The organism is Massilia sp. IC2-477, from assembly GCF_020707265.1.
Classification (GTDB): domain Bacteria; phylum Pseudomonadota; class Gammaproteobacteria; order Burkholderiales; family Burkholderiaceae_D; genus Telluria.
In genome coordinates this window covers 143,885-169,107 of the sequence record NZ_JAJFEQ010000005.1, presented here as the reverse complement: position 1 = coordinate 169,107, position 25,223 = coordinate 143,885, and the positions used below count along the sequence as shown (strand labels likewise).

General features: G+C 66.9%; 20 protein-coding genes. 10 read left to right on the top strand and 10 right to left on the bottom strand.

Annotated features, from left to right (window positions below; translation table 11 throughout):
* Positions 1-25: 25 nt before the first annotated feature.
* The 4 genes from LK542_RS11995 (at position 26) to LK542_RS11980 (ending at position 5,671) form a co-directional block, all read left to right on the top strand.
* Positions 26-802, top strand: a complete 777-nt coding sequence (locus LK542_RS11995) for a transporter (RefSeq protein WP_227812086.1) — start codon at positions 26-28, stop codon at positions 800-802.
* 13 nt (positions 803-815) lie between these two features.
* A complete protein-coding gene (locus tag LK542_RS11990; protein WP_227812085.1) occupies positions 816-2,408 on the top strand; it encodes a methyl-accepting chemotaxis protein in 1,593 nt (530 codons plus the stop codon).
* A gap of 66 nt (positions 2,409-2,474) precedes the next feature.
* Entirely contained in the window at positions 2,475-3,266 is a 792-nt protein-coding gene (locus LK542_RS11985) for a transporter (protein ID WP_227812084.1), read from the top strand.
* Between the two features lie 194 nt (positions 3,267-3,460).
* Positions 3,461-5,671 (top strand): family 10 glycosylhydrolase, encoded by a 2,211-nt coding sequence (locus LK542_RS11980; RefSeq protein WP_227812083.1) that lies wholly within the window; start codon positions 3,461-3,463, stop codon positions 5,669-5,671.
* A gap of 90 nt (positions 5,672-5,761) precedes the next feature.
* Here LK542_RS11980 and ppc read toward each other — a convergent pair whose 3' ends face one another.
* Entirely contained in the window at positions 5,762-8,569 is a 2,808-nt protein-coding gene (gene ppc / locus LK542_RS11975; RefSeq protein ID WP_227812082.1) for a phosphoenolpyruvate carboxylase, read from the bottom strand.
* Between the two features lie 119 nt (positions 8,570-8,688).
* Here ppc and hemC point away from each other — a divergent pair, with 119 nt between their 5' ends.
* From hemC to ppa, 5 genes are all read left to right on the top strand, one after another.
* The gene (gene hemC, locus LK542_RS11970) at positions 8,689-9,714 is read left to right on the top strand and encodes a hydroxymethylbilane synthase (protein ID WP_227812081.1); all 1,026 of its coding nucleotides are present in this window, start codon (positions 8,689-8,691) and stop codon (positions 9,712-9,714) included.
* Positions 9,707-10,474, top strand: coding sequence for a uroporphyrinogen-III synthase (locus tag LK542_RS11965; protein WP_227812080.1), 768 nt, complete (start codon positions 9,707-9,709; stop codon positions 10,472-10,474). The genes hemC and LK542_RS11965 overlap by 8 nt, the downstream gene beginning before the upstream one ends.
* A gap of 1 nt (position 10,475) precedes the next feature.
* Complete coding sequence (locus LK542_RS11960; protein ID WP_227800803.1) at positions 10,476-11,591, top strand: uroporphyrinogen-III C-methyltransferase; 1,116 nt, start codon at positions 10,476-10,478, stop codon at positions 11,589-11,591.
* A gap of 1 nt (position 11,592) precedes the next feature.
* Positions 11,593-12,789, top strand: coding sequence for a heme biosynthesis protein HemY (locus LK542_RS11955; RefSeq protein WP_227800804.1), 1,197 nt, complete (start codon positions 11,593-11,595; stop codon positions 12,787-12,789).
* Between the two features lie 168 nt (positions 12,790-12,957).
* Positions 12,958-13,497, top strand: a complete 540-nt coding sequence (gene ppa / locus LK542_RS11950) for an inorganic diphosphatase (RefSeq protein WP_227800805.1) — start codon at positions 12,958-12,960, stop codon at positions 13,495-13,497.
* A gap of 108 nt (positions 13,498-13,605) precedes the next feature.
* On the opposite strand, the gene LK542_RS11945 is transcribed toward ppa, so the two are convergent.
* The 9 genes from LK542_RS11945 to LK542_RS11905 form a co-directional block, all read right to left on the bottom strand.
* Positions 13,606-15,036 carry a PA domain-containing protein gene (locus LK542_RS11945; RefSeq protein ID WP_227812079.1) on the bottom strand — a complete coding sequence of 477 codons (1,431 nt, stop codon included), beginning with the start codon at positions 15,034-15,036 and terminating at the stop codon, positions 13,606-13,608.
* Positions 15,023-15,448, bottom strand: a complete 426-nt coding sequence (locus LK542_RS11940) for a post-PEP-CTERM-1 domain-containing protein (RefSeq protein ID WP_227812078.1) — start codon at positions 15,446-15,448, stop codon at positions 15,023-15,025. The genes LK542_RS11945 and LK542_RS11940 overlap by 14 nt, the downstream gene beginning before the upstream one ends.
* 276 nt (positions 15,449-15,724) lie before the next feature.
* Positions 15,725-16,804, bottom strand: a complete 1,080-nt coding sequence (locus LK542_RS11935; protein ID WP_227812077.1) for a branched-chain amino acid ABC transporter permease — start codon at positions 16,802-16,804, stop codon at positions 15,725-15,727.
* A 5-nt stretch (positions 16,805-16,809) separates the two neighbouring features.
* Entirely contained in the window at positions 16,810-17,832 is a 1,023-nt protein-coding gene (locus LK542_RS11930) for a branched-chain amino acid ABC transporter permease (RefSeq protein WP_227812076.1), read from the bottom strand.
* 8 nt (positions 17,833-17,840) lie between these two features.
* A complete protein-coding gene (locus LK542_RS11925) occupies positions 17,841-18,566 on the bottom strand; it encodes an ABC transporter ATP-binding protein (RefSeq protein ID WP_227812075.1) in 726 nt (241 codons plus the stop codon).
* A complete protein-coding gene (locus LK542_RS11920) occupies positions 18,559-19,347 on the bottom strand; it encodes an ABC transporter ATP-binding protein (RefSeq protein WP_227812074.1) in 789 nt (262 codons plus the stop codon). Before LK542_RS11920 ends, LK542_RS11925 begins: the two co-directional genes overlap by 8 nt.
* Before the next feature lies 1 nt (position 19,348).
* Positions 19,349-20,551 (bottom strand): substrate-binding domain-containing protein, encoded by a 1,203-nt coding sequence (locus tag LK542_RS11915; RefSeq protein ID WP_227812073.1) that lies wholly within the window; start codon positions 20,549-20,551, stop codon positions 19,349-19,351.
* 22 nt (positions 20,552-20,573) lie between these two features.
* On the bottom strand, positions 20,574-21,467 hold the full coding sequence (locus LK542_RS11910) for an alpha/beta fold hydrolase (RefSeq protein ID WP_227812072.1): 894 nt from the start codon (positions 21,465-21,467) through the stop codon (positions 20,574-20,576).
* Positions 21,468-21,588: 121 nt separating this feature from the next.
* Entirely contained in the window at positions 21,589-23,877 is a 2,289-nt protein-coding gene (locus tag LK542_RS11905) for a TonB-dependent receptor (RefSeq protein WP_227800814.1), read from the bottom strand.
* A gap of 282 nt (positions 23,878-24,159) precedes the next feature.
* Between LK542_RS11905 and LK542_RS11900 the strand changes: the two genes are divergently transcribed.
* Positions 24,160-25,059 carry a LysR family transcriptional regulator gene (locus tag LK542_RS11900; protein WP_227800815.1) on the top strand — a complete coding sequence of 300 codons (900 nt, stop codon included), beginning with the start codon at positions 24,160-24,162 and terminating at the stop codon, positions 25,057-25,059.
* Positions 25,060-25,223 lie beyond the last annotated feature (164 nt).

Here is a 25,223-nt window from a genome sequence, read left to right as displayed (position 1 = left end):
GCTCCCTGTACATTTCCGGAATCCCATGAAGCCTTCTGCCACCCTCGCCGCGCTCGCCATCATCGCTACTCCCGCAGTACACGCCCAGGACACGATCGCCACCGACCGTCCCGACTTCGTCGAATCGAGCAATGTGGTCGGCAGAAGCCGGCTGCAGGTCGAAACCAGCCTGCTGCTCGAACGCGACCGCAGCGGCCCCGCCCGCGAGCGCCTGGTGGCGACGCCGACCCTGCTGCGCTACGGCGTCGGCGACAGCTTCGAATTGCGTGTCGAGACCGATGGCCACCTGGACGGCCGACACACCGAGCCGGGCCTGCGCGAGAAGGCGCGCGGCTATGCCGACACCAGCCTGGGCCTGAAATGGCATGCGCTGGACGCCGACGGCAGCCTGCCTTCGGTGGGCGTGCTGCTGCACGCGGACCTCGACAGCGGCTCGCGCGCCTTCCGCGGCCAGGGCGTGCGCCCGTCGCTGCGCGTGGTCGGCGAATGGGAGCTGGCAAGCGACTATTCGCTCGGCGTCATGCCGGGCGTGGGCATGGAGCGCGACGAGGGCGGGCGTTACCGCTACGGCATCCTCGGCGTGGTGGTCGGCAAATCCTTCAACGAGCGCCTGCGCGGCTTCGTCGAAGTGGCCATGCCGCAGATCGCGAAGGGCAAGCACGGCGGCACCCAGGCCAGCTTCGACATCGGCGGCGCCTATCTGCTGTCCGACACCGTGCAGCTCGACGCCATGTTCTCGCGTGGCCTGAACAGCCGCACCCCCGATACCGCCTTCACCGTCGGCTTCTCCTTCAAACTCTGATCCGGGATCATCCATGAAACTGAGCATCAAGCACCAGCTGCGCCTTTCCTACATCGTGACCCTGCTGTTCTGCGGCGCGGTGGGCCTGATCGGCTACCTGGGGGTGCAGTCGCTCGACCGCTCGATGGATGCGATCAGCGTCAATGGCTCGGCGCTGCGCCACCAGATGCAGGCCGACATGATGCACGACGCGCTGCGCGCCGACGTGCTCTCGGCGCTGATGGCCGCCACCCCTGAGGAACATGCGGCCGCAAAACGCGACGCCGACGAGCATGCGGCCATCTTCAGGAAGACCATCGCGGAACTGGACCAGGAAGGCACCCAGGCTGCCGTCAAGGCGGCGGTCGAGCAGGTGCGCCCGGACGTGGAAGCCTACCTGGCGAGCAGCGCGCAGATCGTGGCGCAGGCCGGCAGCGACCAGCAGGCGGCGCGCCAGGCCTTCGTCCCGTTCATGGATTCCTTCCGCAAGCTGGAGGGCGGCATGGAAGGCGTGAGTGAACTGATCGAAAAGGATTCCGACGCAGCGCGCGCGGACGGCGACGCCGTGGTGGTCGCGGCGCGCTGGCAGATCCAGTTGGTCGCCGTGGGCGCGATGCTGGCCACCATCGCCATGGGTTACCTCCTGATCCGCGCCATCGTGCGTCCACTGGAAGAAGCGATCGTGTTCGCCGACCGCATCGCCCACGGCGACCTGGGTGGCGCTGCGAGCGTCGCCGCAAACGATCGCACCGAGACCGGGCGCCTGCGCCGGGCGCTGGAAAGCATGCGCGCCAGCCTGCACGACATCGTCAGCGCAGTGCGCGACGGCACCGATTCGATCGGCACCGCCTCGCAGGAGATCGCGGCCGGCAATCTCGATTTGTCGCGCCGTACCGAGAACCAGGCAAGCTCGCTGGAAGAAACCGCATCCTCGATGGAAGAACTGACCGCCACCGTGCGCCAGAACGCGGACAATGCGCGCCAGGCCAGCCAGCTGGCGGCATCGGCCAATGACGTGGCAGTGCGCGGCGGCGCGGTGGTGTCGCAGGTGGTGCAGACCATGGGCGCGATCGATGCGGCCTCGCGCAAGATCGGCGACATCATCGGCGTCATCGAAGGCATCGCCTTCCAGACCAATATCCTGGCCCTGAACGCGGCGGTGGAAGCGGCGCGCGCGGGCGAGCAGGGCAGGGGTTTCGCAGTCGTCGCCGGCGAGGTGCGCGCGCTGGCCCAGCGCTCGAACGCGGCCGCCAAGGAGATCAAGACGCTGATCGACAGCACCACCGGCACCGTGGGCGAAGGCAGCCGCCTGGTGTCCCAGGCCGGCGGCACGATGGACGAGGTAGTCGCAGGCGTGCAGAAGGTCAGCGACATCATGGCCGAGATCAGCGCCGCCAGCCGCGAGCAGGAGGCCGGCATCGCCCAGGTCAACCAGGCAGTCAGCGAGATCGACACGGCCACGCAGCAGAACGCTGCCCTGGTCGAGCAGGCCGCTGCCGCCGCGGGTGCGCTGGAAGACCAGGCGGCCCGGCTCACCGGCCTGGTGGGAGTGTTCAAGCTGGGCGCCGGGCAGGGCGCGGAACAGCGCACCGCGCTGCCGCCAGTCCCCATGCTGGCGCTCGCGTAGAAAGTCGTGCGACCCCGCGGCCGGGTTTGCGTTATCTTTTAGACAAGATAACAAGCCGACCCTGCCATGAAGCACACCCTTACCCTCGCCACCATCACGCTCGCCTGTTGCGCCGCGGGCGCCCACGCCCAGGAGCGCGACGACATTGAAGCCGACCGGCCCGACTTCGTCGAGTCGACCAGGATGGTGGGCAAGGGCCGGGTACAGCTCGAAACCAGCCTGCTGTTCGAGCGCGAACGCGAGCGCGAAGGGGAAGGGCGCAAGCGTACCTTGTCGACGCCGACCCTGCTGCGCATCGGCCTTGCCGAGGCCCTCGAGCTGCGCGTCGAGACCGAAGGGCGCATGATTCGCCACAGCCGCGAGGAAGGCCGGCGCGTGACCGAAACCGGCTACGGTGACACCGCGCTGGGATTGAGCTGGCACGCGCTGGATCCGGCCGGTCCCTTGCCGTCGGTGGGTGTGCACCTGGCGGCCGAACTCGACAGCGGCTCGCGCGCCTTCCGCGGCGAGGGCGTGCGCCCGTCGCTGCGCGTGGCGGCGGAGTGGGAACTGCCGAACGAAGTGAAGCTCGGCGTCATGCCGGGCATCGGCGTCGAGCGCGAGGAGGGCGGCCGCTACCGCTACGGCATCTTCGGGATCGTGGCGGAAAAGGAGTTCGGGGAGCGCCTGCGTGGCCTGGTCGAGCTTGCGCTGCCGCGCATCGCCCGCGCGAAACATGGCGGAACCGAGGCCAGTTTCGACGTCGGCGCGGCTTACCTTCTCTCCAAAGATGTACAGCTGGACGCCATGCTGTCGCGCGGTTTGAACAGCCGCAGCCCCGATATCGCCTTCACCATCGGCCTGTCGATCCGGCGCTGAGCGGGCCCGCTCAATAGCGGGCTGTTCAGTTATGCATCCGGGTTATGCCGTCCAACCCGAAATTCATTGGTTGTCAAAATTGCTCGCGCGTAGTCTGTTTTGCGGATGGCAACACATTGGCGCGTGGAGAGGCGCCGGGGACCGCCACCAGCGCGCCCAAGGTGCGCTCACGTCAACCTGCAAAAAAAGACAACATGAAAAAACTTTTGCTTGCAGCGGCAGCCGCCATGCTCGTCGCTTCGTATTCCTACGCCGATGCCCAGACCGTCTCGCAAGGTGTAGCACCTAAGCGCGAGCTGCGCGGCGTGTGGATCAGCACCCACATCAGCCTGGACTGGCCAAGCCGCACCGACACCCCGGCGGTGCAGCAGTCCAAGCTGAAAGCCATCCTCGACCACAACAAGGCGACCGGCATGAATGCCGCTTTCCTGCAGGTGCGCAGCCAGTCGGATGCGATCTACCCCAGCAGCTATGAGCCCTGGTCCTACTACCTGACGGGCCAGCAGGGCGCCGCGCCGTCGACGAACTGGGACCCGCTGCAGTTCGCGATCGACGAAGCGCGCAAGCGCGGCATGGAATTCCACGCGTGGATCAATCCCTACCGCGCGGTGGCGACCGCCGCCAACCAGAACAACACCTTCATGTACGCGCCGGAGCACGTCTCGCGCGCGCATCCGGAGTGGATGCTGACGGTCGGCACCGTGAAGATCCTGAACCCCGGCCTGCCGGCGGTGCGCGACCACGTCGTGAACGTCATCATGGACATCGTCAACCGCTATGACGTGGACGGCATCCACTTCGACGATTACTTCTACCCGAGCGGCACCATCCTCGACGACGAGGCCTACAATGCCGACCCGCGCGGCTTCCCGAACACCACTGCGGGCCGCGCCGACTGGCGGCGCGACAACATCAACCTCCTGATCGCGCGCGTCAACGACAGCATCCGCCAGGTCAAGCCTTGGGTGAAATTCGGTGTCTCGCCATCCGGCATTTACCGCAGCAGCACTGACCCGGCCGTGGGCTCGCCGACCTCCAGCGGCGCCTCGCAGCACTACAGTTCGATGTTCGCCGACACCCGCAAGTGGATCCAGCAGGGCTGGGTCGACTACCTGGCGCCGCAGGTCTACTGGTACATGGGCCAGACCGGCTCCGACTACAAGCTGCTGGTCCCCTGGTGGAACAACAACGCCTTCGAGCGCCACATGTACATCGGCCTGGCCGACTACAAGATGCGCGACACCGCAGGCTGGAGCAACCCGGACGAGATCAACAACCAGATCGCGCTCAACCGCTCGCTGGCAAACATCTCGGGCCAGATCCACTTCCGCCATCAGTTCCTGCAGAACGACCCGCTGGGCTACCGCACCTCCCTGAAGAACAGCACTTACGCGCGTCCGGCACTGCTGCCGGTGATGGCGTGGAAGGGTACGCAGGCACCAAGCGCACCGGCGGGTCTCGCCGCCAGCGCGGGCGACAACAATGCCGTGAACCTGAGCTGGGCGCCGGCGCCTGACGGCGCGGACGAATTCGAGAAAACCCGCAAGTACGCCATCTACCGCTCGGAGCAGCGCGAGATGGACCTGGACAACCCGGCCAACCTGCTGGGCGTGACCGACACCGCCACCAGCAGCTTCGCCGATACGAACGCGGGCGCGGGCCAGTATTACTACTACACGGTGACGGCGCTGAACCGCCTGAGCGTGGAGAGTGCGCGCGCCAACACGGTCAGCAACGACTTCGAGGCGCCGACCGTGCGCACCCGCGAGGTGTCGGTGACGCTGGCCAACGGTGCGGCGTCGATCACGCCGGCCGATCTCGATGGCGGGACCAGCGACAACTGGGGCGTCGAGTCGCTGTCCGCTTCGCGCACCAGCTTCGCGTGCTCGGACATCGGCGCGCAGAAAGTGGTGCTGAGCGCGGTCGACAAGGGCGGCAACAGCGCCAGCGCGGAAGGCATCGTCACGGTGCTCGGGCACGTGCCGCAGCCGTCGATCAGCGTGAGCACGGGAGCCGGGGACCCGACCGGCCTGCCAGCGAATACCATCGCGCTGGGTTACGGCGCGCAGAGCGTGCAGCTCACGGCCAGCGATGCGGCGGGCAGTTCGAGTTTTACCTGGAGCCCGGCGGGTGGCTTGTCCACCAGCAGCGGTCCGGTAACGACGTTTGCACCGACCGCTGCCGGCAGCTTCAGCTTCACGGCGCAGGCCGCGAGCCCGGAAAGCTGCTTCGCCCAGGCCAGCGCCACCGTCAACGTGATCGACGCGCGTTGCGGCAACGACAAGGTGCTGGTGTGCCACAAAACGGGCAGCAAGAGCAATCCGTCGACCCAGGTCTGCGTGTCGCCGAATGCGGTGCCGGCGCACCTGAAGAAGGGGAGTGTGCTGGGAGCGTGCTCGGGTTGATTTCGTAGGGTGGGCGGATCTCCGCCCACGCGGTGGTGGTGAGCGTACGAACAAGCGCGTGGGCGGCAGAGCCGCCCACCCTACGGGGGATCAGCCTGTATTGCGCAAGCCGGCCGCCACCCCATTGATGGACAGGTGAATCCCCCGATGCACCCGCGGATCCGCGTTGTCGCCCAGCTTGCGGCGGCGGTGGATCAGTTCCACCTGCAGGTGGTTCAGCGGGTCGAGGTAGGCGAAGCGGTTCTGGATCGAGCGCGCCAGCAGCGGGTTGCCGGCCAGGCGTTCGGTTACGCCCGTCACCGCTTCCAGGCAGCGCAGCGTTTCCCCGTGCTCGGCCGTGATGCGGCGGAAGATCCGTTCGCGCAGTTCCACGTCCGCCACCAGACCCGCATAGCGCGAAGCGATCGCCAGGTCGGTCTTGGCCAGCACCATGTCCATGTTCGACAGCAGCGTCGCAAAGAAGGGCCAGCCGTGGTACATCTCGCGCAGCAGCTCCAGCCGTTCCGGGCGCTCGCCTTCGGCCAGCCAGCCGCTCACCGCGGTGCCGAAGCCGTACCAGCCCGGCAGCAGCAGGCGGCACTGGCCCCAGGAGAAGCCCCAGGGAATCGCACGCAGGTCTTCAATGCGGCGGGTCGACTTGCGCGAGGCGGGACGCGAACCGAGGTTCAGCTCCGCGATCTCGGCGATCGGCGTGGCACTGAAGAAGTAATCCGTGAAGCCCGGGGTCTCGTACACCAGGTTGCGATAGGCGCGGTAAGCGCGCTCGGACAGCTCGGCCATCACGGCTTCAAAGCGGGCCAGACGCCCGTTGCTGGCCTCGTCGCCCGGACGCGGGCTCAGGCTCGCTTCCAGCGTCGCCGCCACCAGCAGCTCGAGGTTGCGGCGCCCGATCTCCGGGTTCGAGAACTTGGAGGCGATGATCTCGCCCTGTTCCGTCAGGCGGATCTGGCCATTGACGGTGCCCGGCGGCTGGGCGCGGATCGCGTCGTAGCTCGGGCCGCCGCCGCGGCCCACGGTGCCGCCGCGGCCGTGGAACAGGCGCAGCTTGACGCCCTTGGCGGCGAACACGTCGACCAGTTTCAGTTCGGCCTGGTACAGCTCCCAGTTCGAGGTGAGGAAGCCGCCGTCCTTGTTGGAGTCCGAGTAGCCCAGCATGACTTCCTGCAGCCGGCCCTGCTTCTCGATGAAGGCGGCCACCAGCGGGATCGACATCCACTCGTCCATGATGGTGGCGGCGCGCTGCAGGTCGGGAATGGTCTCGAACAGCGGGATGACCATCACGTCGCAGCTGGCGGCGGACACGCGCATCAGGCCCGTCTCCTTCTGCAACAGCAGCACCTCCAGCAGGTCGGACACGGTCTCGGTGTGCGAGATGATGTAGTTGCGGATCGCACGGCTGCCGTAGCGCTGGCGGATCTCGCGTGCGGTGCGCAGCACCGCCAGTTCGGAATTGGTCTCGTCCGAATAGCTCTCGTAGGGCGAGTACAGGGGGCGCGGCTGGGCCAGTTCGGACAGCAGCAGCGCGACCTTGCGCTCTTCGGGAAGCGCCGCGTAGTCCTGTTCCGCTCCCGCGCGCGCGAACAGTTCGCCCAGTACGCGCTCGTGCACGTCCGAGCTCTGGCGCATGTCGAGCGAGGCCAGGTGGAAGCCGAAGATGCGCGCGGCGCGCTTCAGTCCGGCCAGGCGAGGCTCGACCAGTACGGCGCCGTGGTTGGCGCGCAGCGACTCGGCCAGTACTTCGAGGTCGGCTGCGAACAGGCCGGCGTCGAGGTAGGGCGGGGCTTCGCCGACTTCCTTGCGCAGGATGTGGTCGACGCCCAGTTCGCGCGCGGTGGCGGCCAGGCGCGCGTAGATGCCGATCAGGGCGCGGCGGTAGGGTTCGTCGCTGCGGTGGGGCGAAGCGTCGATCGAGGCGTCGGCCAGGGCCTGCATCGCGGGCGTGACCGGCACCAGCAGGGTCGAGGTGGACAGCTCGGCGCCGAGGGCGTGCACTTCTTCCAGGTAGAAGTCGAGGATCGTGGTCGACTGGCGCACCAGCGCGTGGCGCATGGTGTCGGCGTTGACGTTCGGGTTGCCGTCGCGGTCGCCGCCGATCCAGCTGCCCATCTGCAGGAACTGGGCGTCGTGCAGTTCCGGCGCCCCGCCGTCGTAGCGCGCTGCGATCTCGTCCTCGATGTCGTCGTACAGTCCCGGCACTTCACGCAGGAAGGTGATGCGGTAGTAAGACAGGGCGTTGTCGATCTCATCGGCCACGGTCAGCTTCGAGTAGCGCAGCATGCGGGTCTGCCACAGGGTGGCGATGCGCGCCTGCAGCAGCTGGGTGTTGCGCTTGAATTCCTTCGGGGTGAGGCCGAGGTCGCGCTCGGCCAGCAGGCGCGCGATGTCGTGCTCGGCGTCGAGGATGCTCTTGCGCTGCACTTCGGTCGGGTGGGCGGTGAGCACCGGCGAGATCAGGGCGTCCTTGAAAAAGTTCTCGACTGCGTCGCGCGGCACGCCGGCCTCGTGCAGCTTGCCGAGGGCGTGGCCCACGCTGCCCTGGCGCGCCTCGGCGCCGCGCATCAGGTGGGCGCGGCGGCGGCGGATGTGGTGCTGGTCTTCGGCGATGTTGGCCAGGTGCGAGAAGTAGGAAAAGGCGCGCACCACCGAGATTGTCTGGTCGCGCGTGAGCTTGTGCAGCAGGGTGGTGAGTTCGGCGCCGGCCTGCGGATCGGCGTCGCGGCGGAAGCGCACGGCGGTCTGGCGCACGGTCTCGACGACCTCGAATACGGCTTCGCCTTCCTGTTCGCGCAGCACGTCGCCGAGCAGGCGGCCGAGCAGGCGGATGTCTTCTTTCAGTGGCGCGTCCTTGTCAGGGGCGGGCTGTACGGCAGGGGTGACGGGTGCAGCGGGATTTTCCATATCGACCACAAGTAAATTAGATTGTGCCATGGCGGTTGGCCATCGTCTGCAAGAGGGCCCATGCTAAAATTTGTGATCTTAAGCAAGGGCCGAGAACCGGCATCGTCCGGGTGGGCTAGATGACAGTGAAAGAATCCGTGTTGAATGCTACTGAATCGGCGCAGCAGGCGCCTGCGAAGCTTATTATCGCATCCCGCGAGAGCCGCCTGGCCATGTGGCAGGCGGAACACGTGCGCGACCGGCTCGCCGCATTATATCCGCAGTGCAGCGTCGAAATTCTCGGAATGACAACACGGGGCGACCAGATCCTCGACCGCACGCTCTCGAAAGTCGGCGGCAAGGGCCTGTTCGTGAAGGAACTCGAAGTGGCGATGGCCGAAGGCCGCGCCGACCTGGCCGTGCATTCGCTCAAGGATGTGCCGATGGAGCTGCCGGAAGGCTTCGAGCTGGCCGCCGTGCTCGAGCGCGAAGATCCGCGCGACGCCTTTGTTTCGAACGACTTCGGCAGCCTGGCCGAGCTGCCGCCAGGCGCCATCGTCGGCACCAGCAGCCTGCGCCGCCAGGCCCTGGTCGCGGCGCGTTACCCGCACCTTGTCATCAAGCCGCTGCGCGGCAACCTCGACACCCGGCTGGGCAAGCTCGACCGCGGCGAATATGCCGCCATCATCCTGGCGGCCGCCGGCCTGAAGCGCCTCGGCCTGCTTGCCCGCATCCGCGCGCTGCTCGAACCCGAGGACAGCCTGCCGGCCGCCGGCCAGGGCGCGATGGCGATCGAGATCGTCTCCAGCGCGCGCAGCGACGGCGTCGACCTGCGCGCGCTGCTGGCGCCGCTGAACCACGATGCGACCTTCCGCGCCGTGACGGCCGAGCGCAAGGTCTCGAAGATCTTCGGCGGCAGCTGCCAGATCCCGCTGGCGGCCTTTGCCACGGTGAGCGGCAGCACCATGCGCCTGCGCGCGATGGTCGCGACCCCGGACGGCCTGCGCACCGCCCAGGGCGAAGTGGCCGGCTCCTGGGAGCATCCGGAATTCCTCGGCGAGCAGGTGGCGATCCTGCTGGAAGACCAGGACGCGCACGGCATCCTGGAAGCGTGCAAGCAAGAGGCGGCTGCCGACACCGGTCCTGCGGCCGGCCAGGATGCCTGAGCGGGCAGTCGTCATCACCCGGCCGCGCGCCCAGGCGGAAAGCCTGGCGCAGGCCGTCACGGCGCTGGGGCGCCGGGCGGTCGTGTTGCCGCTGCTCGAGATCGCGCCGCTGGCCGACACCACGCTCCTGCGCGCGGCGCTGGCGCAGCTGCCGTCCTATGCGCTGGTCGCCTTTGTTTCGCCGAACGCGGTCGACGCCGCCTTTGCCCACCTGGCCGGCTGGCCGGCCGGGGTGGCGATCGGCGTGGTCGGGGAGGGCAGCCGCGCCGCGCTGGCGCGCCACGGCATAACGGATGAGAACACGACCATCCATTGCCCGCCCGATCCTGCCCACAGCGACTCGGAACACCTGCTGGCGAGCCTCGACCTGGCGGCCTTTGCGGGCCGGCGCGTGCTGATCGTGCGCGGCGAAAGCGGGCGCGAACTGATGGCCGACACCCTGCGCGCGGCCGGGGCCGTGGTCGACACGGTGGCGGCCTACCGGCGCAGCGTGCCGGCCTTGACGCCGGTGCTGGCGGCCGAGCTGTCCGCCTTGCTGGCGCAGCCAAACGACTGGATAATCACGAGCTCGGAAGCGCTGCGCGGCCTGGCCGCGCTGGTGCGGCAGCTCGACCCCGCGGCCGGGCCCGCGCGCCTGGCGGCCCAGCACCTGATCGTTCCCCACGCGCGCATCGCCGAGACGGCGCAGGCGCTGGGATGCAGCCGGGTCACCCTGACCGGTTCAGGCGACGTTAGAATACTTGCTGCATTACAATCCTAGTATGAACGAACAACCACAACATCCAGAACAGATCCCGGCGGCCAGCGTAGCCGTCCAGAAGGCGCCGCCCCGTGCGCCGAACGGCCAGGGCCTGCTGCAGGCGCTGCAGCGTCCGCTGCCGGCGGCGGTGGCGATCCTCGCCCTGCTGCTGGCGGTGCAGACCTGGAGCTCGCACAGCCGCATCAACAACCTGCGCCGCGACATGGCGCAGAGCCTGCAAAAGGGCAATGCCATCAATGCCGAGACCGCCGCGCTGGCGCGCGAGGTGGCGGATACGGCCAAGGAGCTGCAGATCAAGGTCGGCGTGCTGGAAAGCCGCCAGTCGGAGGCCCAGACCCAGCAGCTGGCGCTGGAGCAGCTGTACCAGGACCTGTCCAAGAACCGCGACGAGTGGGCGCTGACCGAGATCGAGCAGGTGCTCAGCACCGCCAGCCAGCAGCTGCAGCTGGCCGGCAACGTGCAGGGCGCCCTGATCGCGCTGGCCAACGCTGACCGCTCGCTGGGCCGTTCGGACAAGCCGCAGTTCCTGAACATCCGCCGCGCAATCGGCGCCGACATCGAGCGCCTGAAGGCGATGCCGGCGGTCGACCTGGCCGGCGTCGCGCTGCGCCTGGACAATGTGATCGCCCAGGTGGACACGCTGCCGATGCTGTCGGACGAAAAGCCGCTGCTGCCGGCCGCGCCCGTGCGCAGCACCCGCGGGAAGGCGCCCGAGCCGGCGCCGGAGAACCTGAGCCTCGGCCAGCGCATGACCCAGACCTGGCGCAACTGGAGCCAGGAAATGTGGGACGACGTGCGCCAGCTGGTGCGGGTGCGCAGCGTCGAGACGCCGGAAGCGCTGATGCTGTCGCCGACCGAATCCTTCTTCGTGCGCGAGAACCTCAAGCTGCGCCTGCTGAACGCGCGCCTGGCCCTGCTGTCGCGTAACGAAGCGAGCTTCCGCGACGACCTGGCGAGCAGTCAGGAAATCCTGCTCAAGTATTTCGACACGCGCGCGCGCGCCACCCAGTCGGCCCAATCAGCGCTGCGCCAGGTGCAGGCGAACAACCTGACGATCGAGATGCCGACGCTGTCCGAGAGCCTGAACGCCGTGCGCAACTACAAGGCGAAGCAATAAGATGCGGCTCCTTCTCTGGTTAGTCGCCCTGATGGCCGCGGCCATCGGCATCGCCGTGACGGCGCGCTTCAACCCGGGCAACGTGGTGCTGTTCTATCCGCCGCACCGGCTCGACATGTCGCTCAACCTGTTCGTGGTGCTGCTGGCGCTGCTGTTCATGCTGATGTACGGCCTGGTGCGGGCAGTGAAATCGACACTGAAGATGCCCGAGCGCGTGGCCGCCTACCGCCAGCGCAAGCGCGAACGCGACGGCAACAAGGGCTTGCGCGACGCGCTCAAGGCCTTGTTCGAAGGGCGCTTCGGCCACGCCGAAAAGGCCGCCATGCGCGCCGCCGAGCTGCCGGAAAACGCCGGCCTGGCCGCCCTGATCGGCGCGCGGGCCGCGCACCGCATGCGCGAGCCCGCGCGGCGCGACGCCTGGCTCGCCGGCATCGTGCACGACACCTCTCTCAAGACGGCGCGCCTGATGACGGTGACCGAACTGCTGGTGGACGACCACCAGCCGGAAGCCGCGCTGGAAGCGGTAGCCGAGCTGAACGCCAGCGGCCAGCGCCACATCCATGCGCTGCAATGGTCGATGAAGGCGCACCAGCAGGCGCGTAACTGGCCGGAAGTGCTGCGCCTGGTGCGCATCCTGGACAAGCGCAAGGCCCTGCATCCTGCGCTGTCGAGCCGGCTGCGCGAACTGGCTTATGAAGCCTTGCTGGGCGCGCCCGGCCACGATGCCGAATCGCTGCGCCGCGTGTGGGCCGGCGTGCCCCAGGCCGACCGCAGCGTGCCCTTCATCGCGGCGCGTGCGGCGAACGCCTTCAATGCCTGCGGCCTGCACGACGAGGCGCGGCTCATTGCCGAGGAGGCGCTCAAGGCCAACTGGGACGATTGCGTGGTGCGCGCCTACCGCGAAGCGGCCGGCCCGGCCGGCTCGCCGACCCTGCTGGTCCAGATCGAGCGCTGCGAAAGCTGGCTCAAGGAGCGTCCGCTGGACGCCGAGCTGGCGCTGACCCTCGGTTCGCTGTGCCTCAAGCAAAAGCTTTGGGGCAAGGCCCAGCGCTACCTGGAGCAGGCCCTGTCGGACGCGACCGAAGCGTCGATGGTGCGTGAAGCCCACCTGAAACTGGCCCAGATGCACGAAGCGCTGGGGCAGGAGCAGGAAGCGGCGAACCATTACCGGCAGTGCGCGCTGGCCAGTATTCTCTGATTTAGCGGGTGTTTGGAGTACGGTGGGCGGCATCCACCAACCCGGCTCATCAACCCGTATGGTGGAGCCGCCCACCCTACGGGTACTCGGATTCCGCGATGCGCCACCCGCTTGCCGCTTTCGCTATAATGACGCACTTTATTGAAACTTCAGCAACCAAGGAATTCCATGAGCCTGAATAACGTCCCAGCCGGCAAAGACGTGCCGAACGACTTCAACGTCATCATCGAGATCCCGATGAACGCCGACCCGGTCAAGTACGAGGTCGACAAGGACAGCGGCGCGATCTTCGTCGACCGCTTCATGGGTACCGCCATGCACTATCCGTGCAACTACGGCTATGTGCCGCAAACCATCGCCGACGATGGCGATCCTTGCGACGTGCTCGTGATCACCCCGTTCCCGCTGCCGCCGGGCGTGGTGGTGCGCTGCCGCGCGCTGGGCGTGCTGAAGATGACCGATGACGGCGGCGGCGACGCCAAGGTCATCGCAGTGCCGGTCGAGAAGGTGCTGCCGATGTACAAGAAGATCCAGAAGCTGGAAGACCTGGAAGAGCTGCGCCTGAAGCAGATCCAGCACTTCTTCGAGCACTACAAGGACCTCGAGCCGGGCAAGTGGGTCAAGATCGAAGGCTGGGCCGATGCGGAAGCGGCCAAGGCCGAGATCACCAGCGGCGTCGAAGCGTTCAAGCGCAAGGGCCAGGAATAAGTCCGGAACCCGGAACGCATTTCTGAAGAAGCCGGCGTCCCTCGTGGGGACGCCGGCTTTTTTCTTGGGCAGGCGGATCGCGCCTGCCCGGGGACGATCAACGCTGGCTTACCAGCCGATATCGCGCAGCAGCGGGAAGGTCAGGTCGCGCGGCGGCTTGACCGCGTGCCGCAGGTCGGAATTGATGGACGGTTCCATCAGCTGGTTCGGCGTGGCCTCGGTGGTGTAGTGCGATACCGAGGAGCCAGGCACGTTGGTGCTCGGCGTGTACATCAGGATGCGTCTCTGCTCGTCGGTGCCGGCCAGGCGCGTGCGATCCGGGCCAATCGTGGCGATGACGCCGGAGGTGTTGCATGAACATTTCTTGAGCACGGCCTTGATGGTGTTGCCGTCGGCCAGGGTGATGCGCACGGACGGGATCCGGATGCTCAGGTCGGTGCCGCTCAGGCCGGCGACCTCGCCCGGGACATTGTCGACCACCACCATGCCGATTGCGCCGGCAGCCTGCACGTTGCGCGCCTTGGTCACGAAATCGCAGTTGCCGCGGTCCACGAGTGCGATATTGTTGCGCACCGCTTTCACGTTGTCGGCGCTGAGCGGCGAGCAGGCCAGGCCCGTTCCGTTGGCCTGGTCGATCACCTGCATCAGCTGGCCGCTCACCGTGCGCCTGCCGGCAGGCGATCCGAACGAGGCATCGCCCACGAAGTAATTGCCCGCGGCGCTGCCCGCGTTGGCGCCGCCGATGTTGAGGTTGGTACGTGGCCCCAGCACCTGCGGCACCGCAGCGTTGACGTTCGGGCCGTCCCAGGACAGGCCGCGCCAGGTGATGGCCGAGGCGGCGCGCTGGGCGTCGGTCAGGGCCACCCAGGGCGTGTTGTTGCGGTTGTCGACCAGATGGTAATCCCACACCGAGGGGATGCCGAAGAATAGCTGGCCAGTCTCGTCGTCGGTGAAGGTCTGGAAGCCGAGCCCGTGCGCCATCTCGTGCAGCAGTACCGTGACCAGGTCGATCTGGTCGCCGGCGCGGTTGTCCAGGCCCAGGTAGAAGCCGGTACCGGGGAGGCAGTCGGGGAACAGGCCGAGGCGGGAGTTGAAGCGCGCGATGATGTGCGGGTCAGTTGGCGTCGTCAGGTCGGCTCTGGCCAGCTTGCTGGCCAGCGCCGCCGGATACCAGGTGTTGGCGCGCGGGGCGTTGGGGAAATCGGTCCAGATCTCGTAGGCGCCCGCCGAGCCCAGCACGGCGCCGCTGGCCGTGCAGGCCAGCGGTACGAATGCGGCGCCGATGCGGACCGGGACGGTGCTGTCGAGGGTCCTGCCCCAGATGTTGGCGGCATGCTGGAAGGCGATCAGGCGTTGTTCGCCGAGCGTGCGGCCCCTGTTGCCGCCGATGGGCTTGACCGGCGTCGGGTCGTTGAACCCCACGCCCGGGGCATTCTGGTTGACGATGGTGATGGTAGCGTCGGCCTGGGCGGCGCCGGCGGCGCCCAGCGTGAAGGCCAGGGCCGCAGCAATCCGGCGCAGCGATTCAATGGCGTTCATGGCTGTGCTCCTCGTGCTTGGTCGCCGGCTTGGCCTTGCTTCCCGCCGGTGGGGTGACCGCCTGGCCGGCGGCGTCGTGGCCGTTGACACACTGTTCCACGAGCTTGCCTTCGCTGTCGCGGTTCACGACCGAATACACCATGTGGCGCTCGCCCAGTTGCACCGAGCGGCGCCCGCCCGGCCCGGTGACCATCTTGGGCTGGACCGGCGCCATTCTGGCTGCCGCGGTGGGCGGCTGCAGGGTGCGCATCTCGTCGGGAGTGGGGGTGCGCAGCTCGCCGGTCTGGGGATCGCGCACGACGACCATCCCCTGGCCCTGGGCAGGCGAGGCGGGAGCGGCAGTTTGCGCTGCGCAGGCCGGCAGGCAGAGCGCGACGAATGGCAGGAAGAGCATGGATTTGAGGCTGGGCATGGAATTCTCCCGGCTTGGCTTAGCAAGTCGTTTCATGATTCCCCTTTCAGACTGAGCCAGATGAATGGTGTTCCGCTCGCGCTGGCTGACGACGAGGCCATAGTTGTTTTTATGGTATGAGCAAGGAGATAACACGCATTGATGTTTATTCAATGCGATGGCGCGCGGGCGCGGCCTGGCTCAAGGGTTGGGAGGGAACTGAATCGAGCGGAAGTGAAACGGCCTCCGCGTGGGAGGCCGTGGTGCTGCGGTGCGCAAGGCGGGCAGGGCGCCCGCTTATTTTTGGCGCGAGAGCAAGCTGCGCAACCTCAGCTTGCCGACGATCCCGATCGGGAAAAAGTAAATCGACAGGATGAACAGCACCCCCAGCCACAGCATCCAGCGGTCCGGGTGCAGCGCCGCCGCCAGCACCGGCACGCCTTCGAGCGCGCTGGAGCCGGCCCCCATCAGTTCCTTCAGGTAGTTCTGGGCGATGATGAACAGGGCCGCGCCCACCACCGCGCCGTACATGGTGCCCATGCCGCCGATGACGACGATCAGGAGGATATCGGTCATCACCTCGAAGCCGAGCGAGGTCTTGGGCCCGACATAGCGCAGCCACAGGGCCATCAGGGCGCCCGCCAGGGCGGCCACCAGCGCGGCCAGGCAGTTGGCCCAGATGCGGTAGACCACGGTGCGGTAGCCCAGCGCCTCGGCGCGGAACTCGTTCTCGCGGATCGCCTGCAGCACCCGGCCGAAGGGCGAGTTCACGAGGCGCAGCAGGAACAGGAACAGCACGAGGCAGCCGAAGAACACCAGGTAATAGGTGAGCAGCTTGCCGTCGATCGAGCGCCCGAATACTTCGTTCTCCACCAGCGTGAAGCCAGGCGAGAGCACTTCCGGCACGCTGAAGGTGATGCCGTCTTCGCCACCGGTGAAGTCCGACAGCTGCGAGGCCAGCACGGCGAAGGACGACGCCACCGCCAGCGTGATCATGGCGTAGAAGATGGCGCGCACGCGCAGGGCGAACAGGCCGACCACCAGGGCGAGCAGCAGCGCTACCAGCAGGGCGACGCCGAGGCCGCCCAGCGCCGCGGTCCAGGTCGGTTCGTCGACGCGCGCCAGGCCGAGGCCGATGCCATAGGCGCCGATGCCGTAGAACATGGTGTGGGCAAACGAGACGATGCCCGTGTAGCCCAGCAGCAGGTCGTAGGAAGCCACCAGCACGATGTAGACGCAGATCGTGGCGGCGGTGTTGAGCGGACGCGCGCCCGTGGTCAGGAAGGGCGCGAAGGCCAGTCCCAGCAGGATCAGGAGCAGCACGGCGGAGAGGACGCGGCTGCGCGGCATGTCGCCGGATAGGAGTCGGTGCAGCATCGGGTTCAACCTCGCATCTTCGAATACAGGCCGGCTGGGCGCCACAGCAGGATCGCGATCATCAGGATGATGTTCGAGACCAGCGCCACCTTCGGCGCCAGGAAGCCGGCATAGTTGGCCACGAGCGCCATCAGCAGGGCCCCGATGAAGCAGCCGCCCACGGAACCCAGGCCGCCGATGATGATGACGATGAAGATCATGACCATGATCTCGCCGCCCATGGCCGCGTTCAGGGTTTCCTTGTACAGGCCCCACAGCACGCCGCCCAGGCCGGCCAGGGCGGAGCCTGCCGCGAACACGGTGACGAACAGGCGCTTGATGCGGTAGCCCAGGCTTTCCACCATCTCGCCGTTCTCGACCCCGGCGCGGATCAAGAGGCCGATCTTGGTGCGGTTCAGCGTCAGGAACATCCCGACGAACACCACCAGGCCCACCACCACCGCCACCAGGCGGTATTTCTCGATGGCGGCGTCACCCAGGAAGATGGCGCCGCGCAGCGCGGTGGGCAGCGGCAGGGCGATGGTCTCGGCGCCCCAGATCACGTGGATCAGCTGTTCGGCCACGATCATGCCGCCCATGGTAATCAGGATCTGCTTCAGGTGCTGGCCATAGACCGGCATGATGATCACGCGCTCGAAGGCCCAGCCGATGACGGCGGTGACCAGCATCGCGACCGTGACGGCCAGCGCCAGCACGCCGAGGTTGACCAGCAGCGAATCCATCTCGAGCCAGCCGCGCATCGGAATCAGGACCATGGTGGCGGAAAAGGCGCCGACCGACACGAAGGCGCCGTGGCCGAAGTTCAGCACGCTCATCAGGCCGAAGACGAGGGTCAGGCCACTCGCCATGATGAAGATCATCATGCCCATCGCCAGGCCGGCGACGGTCAGGGTGACCCAGGTGGGGAAGCTGCCGACCAGCGGGAGCATGGCCAGCATCAGCACCGGCACCAGCAGCAGCGGCGCGATGTCGCGCGGCGCACTGGGTAGTGGCGTGTCCTTGGCCGGGAGGGGAAGAGTTGCGCTCATGGTGCGTCCTATTGATGTGAGTCGAGCGACAGGCCGAGCAGGCGCTGCTGCAGTTCCTCGTCGCCGGCCAGTGCCGCCATCGAGCCCGCGTGCACCACGCGGCCGTCGTCCATGACGCTGACGGTGTCGCCGAGGGAGCGCACGAAGTTGAAGTTCTGCTCGACCAGCAGGATGGTGGTGCTGGTGTCCTTCAGTTCGCGGAAGGCCGCCATCAGGCTCTGGACGATGGCGGGCGCCAGGCCCTTGGTCGGCTCGTCGACCAGCAGCAGCTTCCTTGGCTCGACGATCGCACGGGCGATCGCCACCATCTGCTTCTGGCCGCCGGACAGGTTGCCCGCCGGGTAGTTCCAGAACTTTTTCAGGGCCGGGAAGAAGCCGCAGATCCAGTCCACGCGTGCGGCGTCCAGCGGACCGCTGCGGGCCGCCAGGTACAGGTTCTCGCGCACGGTCAGGTCCGAGAACACCGCCATGCTTTCCGGGACGTAGGCGATACCGAGGCGGGCGATGTCGGGCGTGGCCATCTTGCTGATGTCGCGGCCCTCGAACATGATGACACCGGCGCTGGCCTTCCACAGGCCCATGATGGTGCGCAGCGTGGTGGTCTTGCCGGCGCCATTGCGGCCCAGCAGGACCGCTAGGGCGCCGCGCGGCACGGCCAGGTCCACGCCCTGCAGGATGTGGTACTGGCCGATGTGGGTGTGAACGCCCTTGAGCGTCAGGAGCGGCTCAGGCATGGGCGGCGTGTGCAGATTCTGGTGTTCCAAGATAAGCTTCCTGTACGATCTTCGATTGCATGACTTCCTGCGGATTGCCGTCCGCGACCAGGGTGCCGTTGTGCAGCACGATGATGCGGTCCGCCAGGGCGCGCACCACGTCCATCTTGTGCTCGACCAGCAGCACGGTCTTGTTGGAATCCCGTTTCACCGCGTGGATCAGGTCCAGCACCACCGGGACCTCGTCGACGCTCATGCCGGCGGTCGGTTCGTCGAACATCATGATGCCCGGCTCCAGCGCGAGCAGGATCGCCACTTCCAGCTTGCGCTGGTCGCCGTGCGACAGGGTGCCCACATAGGCGTCGCGGCGTTTCATCAGGTCCACGCGTTCCAGGTAATGCTCGGCGCGGGCGATCAGTTCGCGGTGGCTCGACCAGATCGACAGGAAGTTCAGCCCCAGGCCGGCGCGGCTCTGCACCGCCAGGCGCACGTTCTCGATCACGCTCAGGTGCGGGAACAGGTTGGTCAGCTGGAAGGCGCGTCCGATCCCCAGTCGGGTGCGGCGCGCCGCGCCAGCCCTGGTGACGTCCTGGCCGTTCACGAACACGCTGCCCGAGCTGGCGGGCAGCTGGCCCGACACCAGGTTGAAGTAGGTGGTCTTGCCGGCGCCGTTGGGACCGACGATGACGGTCAGGGTGCCGGGGTAGAAGTCTGCCGTGACCCCGTTGACCGCGACGTGGCCGCCGAAGCGGATCGTCAGGTCGCGGGTGGACAGGGAGGGCTGCGAAGCTGGGGCGGTCATGTCAGCGCTTGTTCTTCACCGGCAGCGGCAGCTCGGATGCCGGGATCTCGCGCACCAGTTCCAGCAGGTCCCATTCGTTCTTCTGGTCTTTCTTGATGCGGAAGTGGTACATCGGCTGGATGGCCTGGTGGTCTTCCTTGCGGAAGTTCATGGTGCCTTTCGGGGTCTGGAAGCTCAGGCCTTCCATCGCCGCCACCAGCTCGTCGCCGTTCTTCGCGTTCGGCGCCTTCGTCAGCGCCGCATGCACCGCGCCGGCGGCCGCCATTCCGCCGGCGGTGAACATGTCGGGCGGCATCTTGAAGCGCTTGCTGTGTTCGGCCACCAGCCAGTCGTTCATCTTGTTCTTCGGGAAGCCGTAGTAGTAATAGATGGTCCCTTCGGTGCCGGCGAAATTCTTCCAGGTCTTCATCACAGGCAGGATGTTGCCGCCCGGCGCCAGCGCGATGCCGAAGCGTTCCGGCTTCATGTCGGCGATCTTGTTCAGCGGGTTGGGCCCGGCCCAGACGATCTGCAGCACGCGCGGCTGCGGCTTGTCCTTCAGCTTGTCGAACAGGCGCTGGGCCGGCGCGGTGAAATCGGTGGCGTTGGCGGGCGCGTATTCCTCGTGCACCACGACAGCCTTGCTGCCTGTGGTCTTGAGTGCTTCCTTGCCGGCTTCGATGGCGTCGCGGCCGAACGCGTAGTCCTGGGTCAGGAAGCCGATGCTGCCGCTCTTGAAGGTGCTGGCGGCGGCCAGCGCGTCCTGCATCGAGCTGCGCGCGGTGCGGAAGACGTACTTGTTCCACTTTTCCTGGGTGATGGCATCGGCCACGGCCGGCTCGACGATCAGCACTTTCTTGTATTCCTTCGCCACCGGCAGCATGGCGATCGCCGAGCCGGAGGAGGTGGTGCCGACCGCGATATCGACCTTGTCGTCGCCGTAGGCTTCGGCCAGCAGGGTGCGGCCCAGGTCCGGCTTGGACTGGTCGTCCTTGACGATCACCTTGATCTTGCGGCCGTTGATCTGCATGGTGCCGCCAGTGAGGTATTCGAGGCCCATCATGAAGCCGGTCTCGGTTTCCTTGGCATAGGCCTCGAGCGGGCCGGTCTTGCCGGCGATGAGGGCGATCTTGATGTCTTTGCCCTGTGCGTACACGCCGGGCGCGGCGCTCGCTGCGAACGCCGCCATGATGGCGATGGACAGCGGTTTGATCAGGTGATTCATGTCGGTCTCCTTGTGATTCTCTTTACGGTAGCTTGGCCAGGAAGGTGCGGATCGCGCCAAGCGCCTCCGGCTCGGTGAGCATGGGCGCGTGGCCGACGTTCGGTACTTCCGCGTACTGCAGTTCCGGCGCCGCCTTGCGCATCCAGCTGGCCTGTTCGGGTTCGACCAGGTCGGACAGCGCGCCGCGCACCAGCAGGGTGGGACGGCGCCGCGCCAGCCGGCGGAAGGCCATGCGCGCGGCCAGCGAGGTCGGACGCAGTTTGCCGGTCTGGATCGCGGTCGCGATATTCGGATCGTAACGCAGCGCCAGCTGGCCGTCATCCTTCTGTTCAAACGCGCGGCGCGCCCACTTGCCCCATTCCTCGTCCGAGTTGTCGGGGAAGGCGCAGGCATTGATGTCGCGCAGGTAGGCGGCGGCGTCGTCCCAGTTCGCGAGTTCGTTGCAGCGGCCCGCATAGCCGGCGATGCGCTGCAGACCGCGCACCGACAGCACCGGGCCGACGTCGTTCAGGACGGCGGCGGCGATCAGGTCGAGACGGCGCGCCGCCAGGGTCATGGTGATCAGGCCGCCCATCGAAGTGCCGACGAACACGGCGCGGGCCAGGCCCAGCGCCTCCATCAGCCTGATGATGTCGCCGGCATAGACCATCGGGTTGTAGTTGGCGGGGTTGGGATCGCGCGCCGAGTGGCCGCGGCCGCGCACGTCGACCGCGATCACGCGCCGGCCCATGGCGGCGACGAGCGGCGCCAGTTCGTCAAAGTCGGCAGAATTGCGCGTCAGGCCGTGGATGCAGATGACGGGCAGCCTGGCCGTCACCTTGGCATCTGCGCCGGCATCGACGGTCGCGGGATAGTCGCGTGCATACAGCGCCAGCCCATCGCTGCTCGTGTAGCGGATTGCAGTAAAAGTGGACACGCTGGCTGTCATCCTGTGAGTCGTTCTGGTCGGCCGGAGCCGTGTCAATAGGCTGCACCCGTCCCGGCCAGCGCATCGGGGGCGCCGGCCAGGCGGTACTGCCAGGGTACCCGTTACGGGCTTAGAAGCGGTACTCGAGCGTTGCCGAGATCTGGCGCGGATTGCCGTAGAACGCGGTCAGGGTACCTTCGTTGCCCAGGGTCGGGAACAGGTAGCCACCGGTGCGGTAATGCTTGTCGCTCAGGTTCTTGCCATGCAGCCCGGCGCGGACCTTGCCATCGAGGCGGGTCCATACGATGCTCGCGTCATACAGCTTGTACGATTCCTGGTCCAGCGCGGACGCCGTCTCGAACTGGGCGGTCGCGCCCTTGTACGAGGCGCTGCCGATCAGCGACCATTTGCCGGAGTAGCCGGCGATCGCCATCGGAATGTCGTAGTTGAAGCGCAGGTTGGCCGAGTTGCGCGGGGTATTCTGGAAGGTGCGCTGGGCGGCCACGTTGACGCCGCCCGCGAAATATTCCTTGTACTCTGCGTCGATATAGCTGTACATGCCCGCGATCATGAAGTTCGGGGTGATGTTGGCGATGGCTTCCAGCTCCGCACCCTTGATCTTGGCCTTGCCGGCGTTGGTGGTCACGCCGGCGAAGCTGTCGTCGCGGCCGTCGCCGTTGGTGTCGATCGCCACCGAACCCGGGATTTGAACGTCCTGGTAGTCGCTGAAGAAGACCGCGGCGTTGGTGGTGATGCGGCCGCCGTTGAAGGCCGACTTCAGGCCCAGCTCATAGGTCTCGATGGTCTCGGGGGCGTAGCCGGCGCGCGCCACCGACAGCGGGATGCGGGTGCCGACGACGTTCAGGCGCGGATCGAAGCCGCCGCCCTTGAAGCCTTCGGAGTAGGACGCGTACACGTTGTGGTCGGGGTTGATCTTGTAGTTCAGGGCGATGCGCGGGGTGAACTTCTTGTCCTCGCGCTTGAGCTGGCCGCCACGCAGGTCGGTGTCGGTGCGGAACAGTACGGCGCCTGCATTGCCCAGGCCGGGGCTGCCGTTGGCGCCCAGGTAGATCTGGCGCAGCACTTCGGCTTCGCGCTTGTCGACAGTATAGCGTCCGCCCAGCGACACGCTGAACGCATCGGTGACGTTGTAGCTGCCGTCGGCGTAGATGGCCCAGGCCTTGGTGTCGACGTCGCCCATGGTGTAGGTCGAGGTCGGCACGGCGCCGCCGAGGATGGTGTCGAACTTGTTGAAGGCGTTGGCGTCGATGTAGTAGACGCCGGCCACGCCCTGGAGACGGTCCCCGGTATAGGTCAGGTTGAATTCCTGGCTGAACTGCTTGTTGGTGTACAGGGCAGGCACTTCCATGTCGACCACCGCCAGCGAGTCGAAATCGATCGGCGCGTACGATTTGTCCTTGCGCGAAGCCGTGATCGACTTGAAGGACCAGTCGCTGTTCATCTGGTATTCGACCGTGGCCGAGACACCGTGCGCCTTCACTTGCTGGTCGTGGTTCAGGGCGCGCATCAGGTTGGCGCGGGTGTCGAAGACGTTGCTCAGGATCGGGGCGCCGCTGGTGCGGCCGACGGTCAGGCGGTGACCGTTCCTCGGGCTGGAATCGTCCTGGGTGTAGTCGCCGGCGATGCGGATGAACAGGTCCGGGGTCGGGGTGAATTCGGCCGACAGGCGCGCTGCGCTGACATCCTTGTCGTAGTTGTCGCCGCCGGTGGTCAGGTTCTTGCCGAAGCCGTCGCGATTGAAGCGGGCGATGGTGCCGCCGATGCGTGCCGTTTCCGACACCGGAGTGCTGGCGGTGGCAACGACCTCGGCCTGGCCGTATTCGCCAACAGTGGCACGGATGCGCGCGTCAGGTTGCGGCGCCAGCTTGCGGGTCACGTACTTGACGGCGCCGCCGATGGTGTTGCGGCCGTACAGCGTGCCCTGGGGGCCGCGCAGTACTTCGATGCGTTCGACGTCGTAGATGTCGGCGACGGCGGCCTGTGGGCGCGCCAGGTAGATGTCGTCGATGTAGATGCCGACGCCGGACTCGAAGCCGGCCAGCGGGTCGGCCTGGCCGACGCCGCGGATGAAGGCGGTCAGGGTCGAGTTGGTGGCGCGCGAGGACTTCAGGGTGGTATTTGGCAGGGCCAGTGCGAGTGCCGTAATGTCCGGCGTCGCGGTCTTCGACAGCTGGTCGGCGCTGAACGCGGTGACCGAGACCGGAACGTCCTGCAGGGTTTCTTCGCGCCGGCGGGCGGTCACCACCACCTTGTTGACGCCTTCTTCGGCGCTCGCCACCGGTGGGGCGCCGGTCGCCTCCTGGGCATGGACCACGTTGCCGCCCGAGAGGACGAGCAGGGCCACCGCAGACTGGATGGCGGGGTTCAGCAGCTTCAGTTTGTTCCTGGTCAGACGCATTCTTGTCTCCTAATTTTTGTAAGCGGCATGCGTTCAGTTTTTCGCACGCTCGAAGTGTGCCTCGGTTGGGTTTGGTTAGATAGTCAACAATCGCTCACCCCGTTGTGCAAAAATGCACAGCTCGCTGCACATGCATAGTGCGTGTCCTGTCGAGGGTGAACGATCGCGGCGCACCGTTTGTGCGCTGCCGCATGGAAAGCCGTCCAAATGATTGCAGGGGGAATGTGCACTAGTGCACAACTCAGTGCACAATATGAGAATGTTGATATCAAACAAGCTCCCATGAATACGCTGCCCGAGTGGACCGACCTGCGTTTCTTCCTCGAGCTGGCCCGCGCCGGCACCCTGTCGGGCGCCTCGCGCCGGCTGGAAGTGGAGCACACGACCGTGGCGCGCCGCATCGACCGCCTCGAAGCGCAGCTCGGTTCGACCCTGTTCGACCGGTCGCGCGAGGGCTACGAGCTGACCGAGGTCGGGCAGGCGCTGCTGCCGCATGCCGAAGCGATGGAAGGCGCGGCGCTGGCCGCGGCCGAGCAGATCGGCGGGGCGGAAGTGGCGGCGCACGGCGTGGTGCGGCTTGGGGTGCCGGAAGTGTTCGGGGTGAGGGTGGTGGCTCCGCTGCTGGCCGACCTGCTGGCCCAGCACCCGGACCTGTCGATCGACCTATTGAACCTGCCGCGCTTTGCCAACCTGGCCAACCGCGAGGCCGATCTGGGCGTCATGCTCGACCCGCCCACCACTGGCCGCTACATGGTCACGCGCCTGGCTTCCTTTCACTTCTACCTGTACGCCTCGCCGATCTACCTGGCGCGCCATCCGCCGATCCGCACCCAGGCCGACCTGGTGCGTCACGACTTCGTCGACTACGTGCAGGACCGCCTGGCCAGCCGCGAGCTCTCCTACCTCAACGAACTCGGATTCACGCCGCGACGCCGTATCTGCTGCTCGGGCATGACGGGACAGCTGGAAGCGGCCTCGCTCGGCATGGGCCTGATGATGGCGCCGCCGTACGCGGTGCCGGATGACGGGCGCCTGGTGCGGGTGCTGCCGGGCTTCCAGGCCGAGCGCTCTTTCTGGCTGGCCGCGCCGACCGACCTGTACCGCCTGCGGCGGGTAAAGGTGGTGTGGAACCTGCTGCGCGAATGCGCGGAGAGCCATCCGGACCTGTTCGTGGCCGGGTAGGGACACTGGGCCACGACAGGCGGCGTTGCCGTGCGCGCGTTCAGCTGGTGCCGGAACAGTGCCGGCGGTGTTTCCTGCATTATTTGGAAGCGTGGTCGGCATAGCCGACCACGCTACGGTATGCTCCTCATATCTTGACTGAGCATGACTTGAACCATCCACGT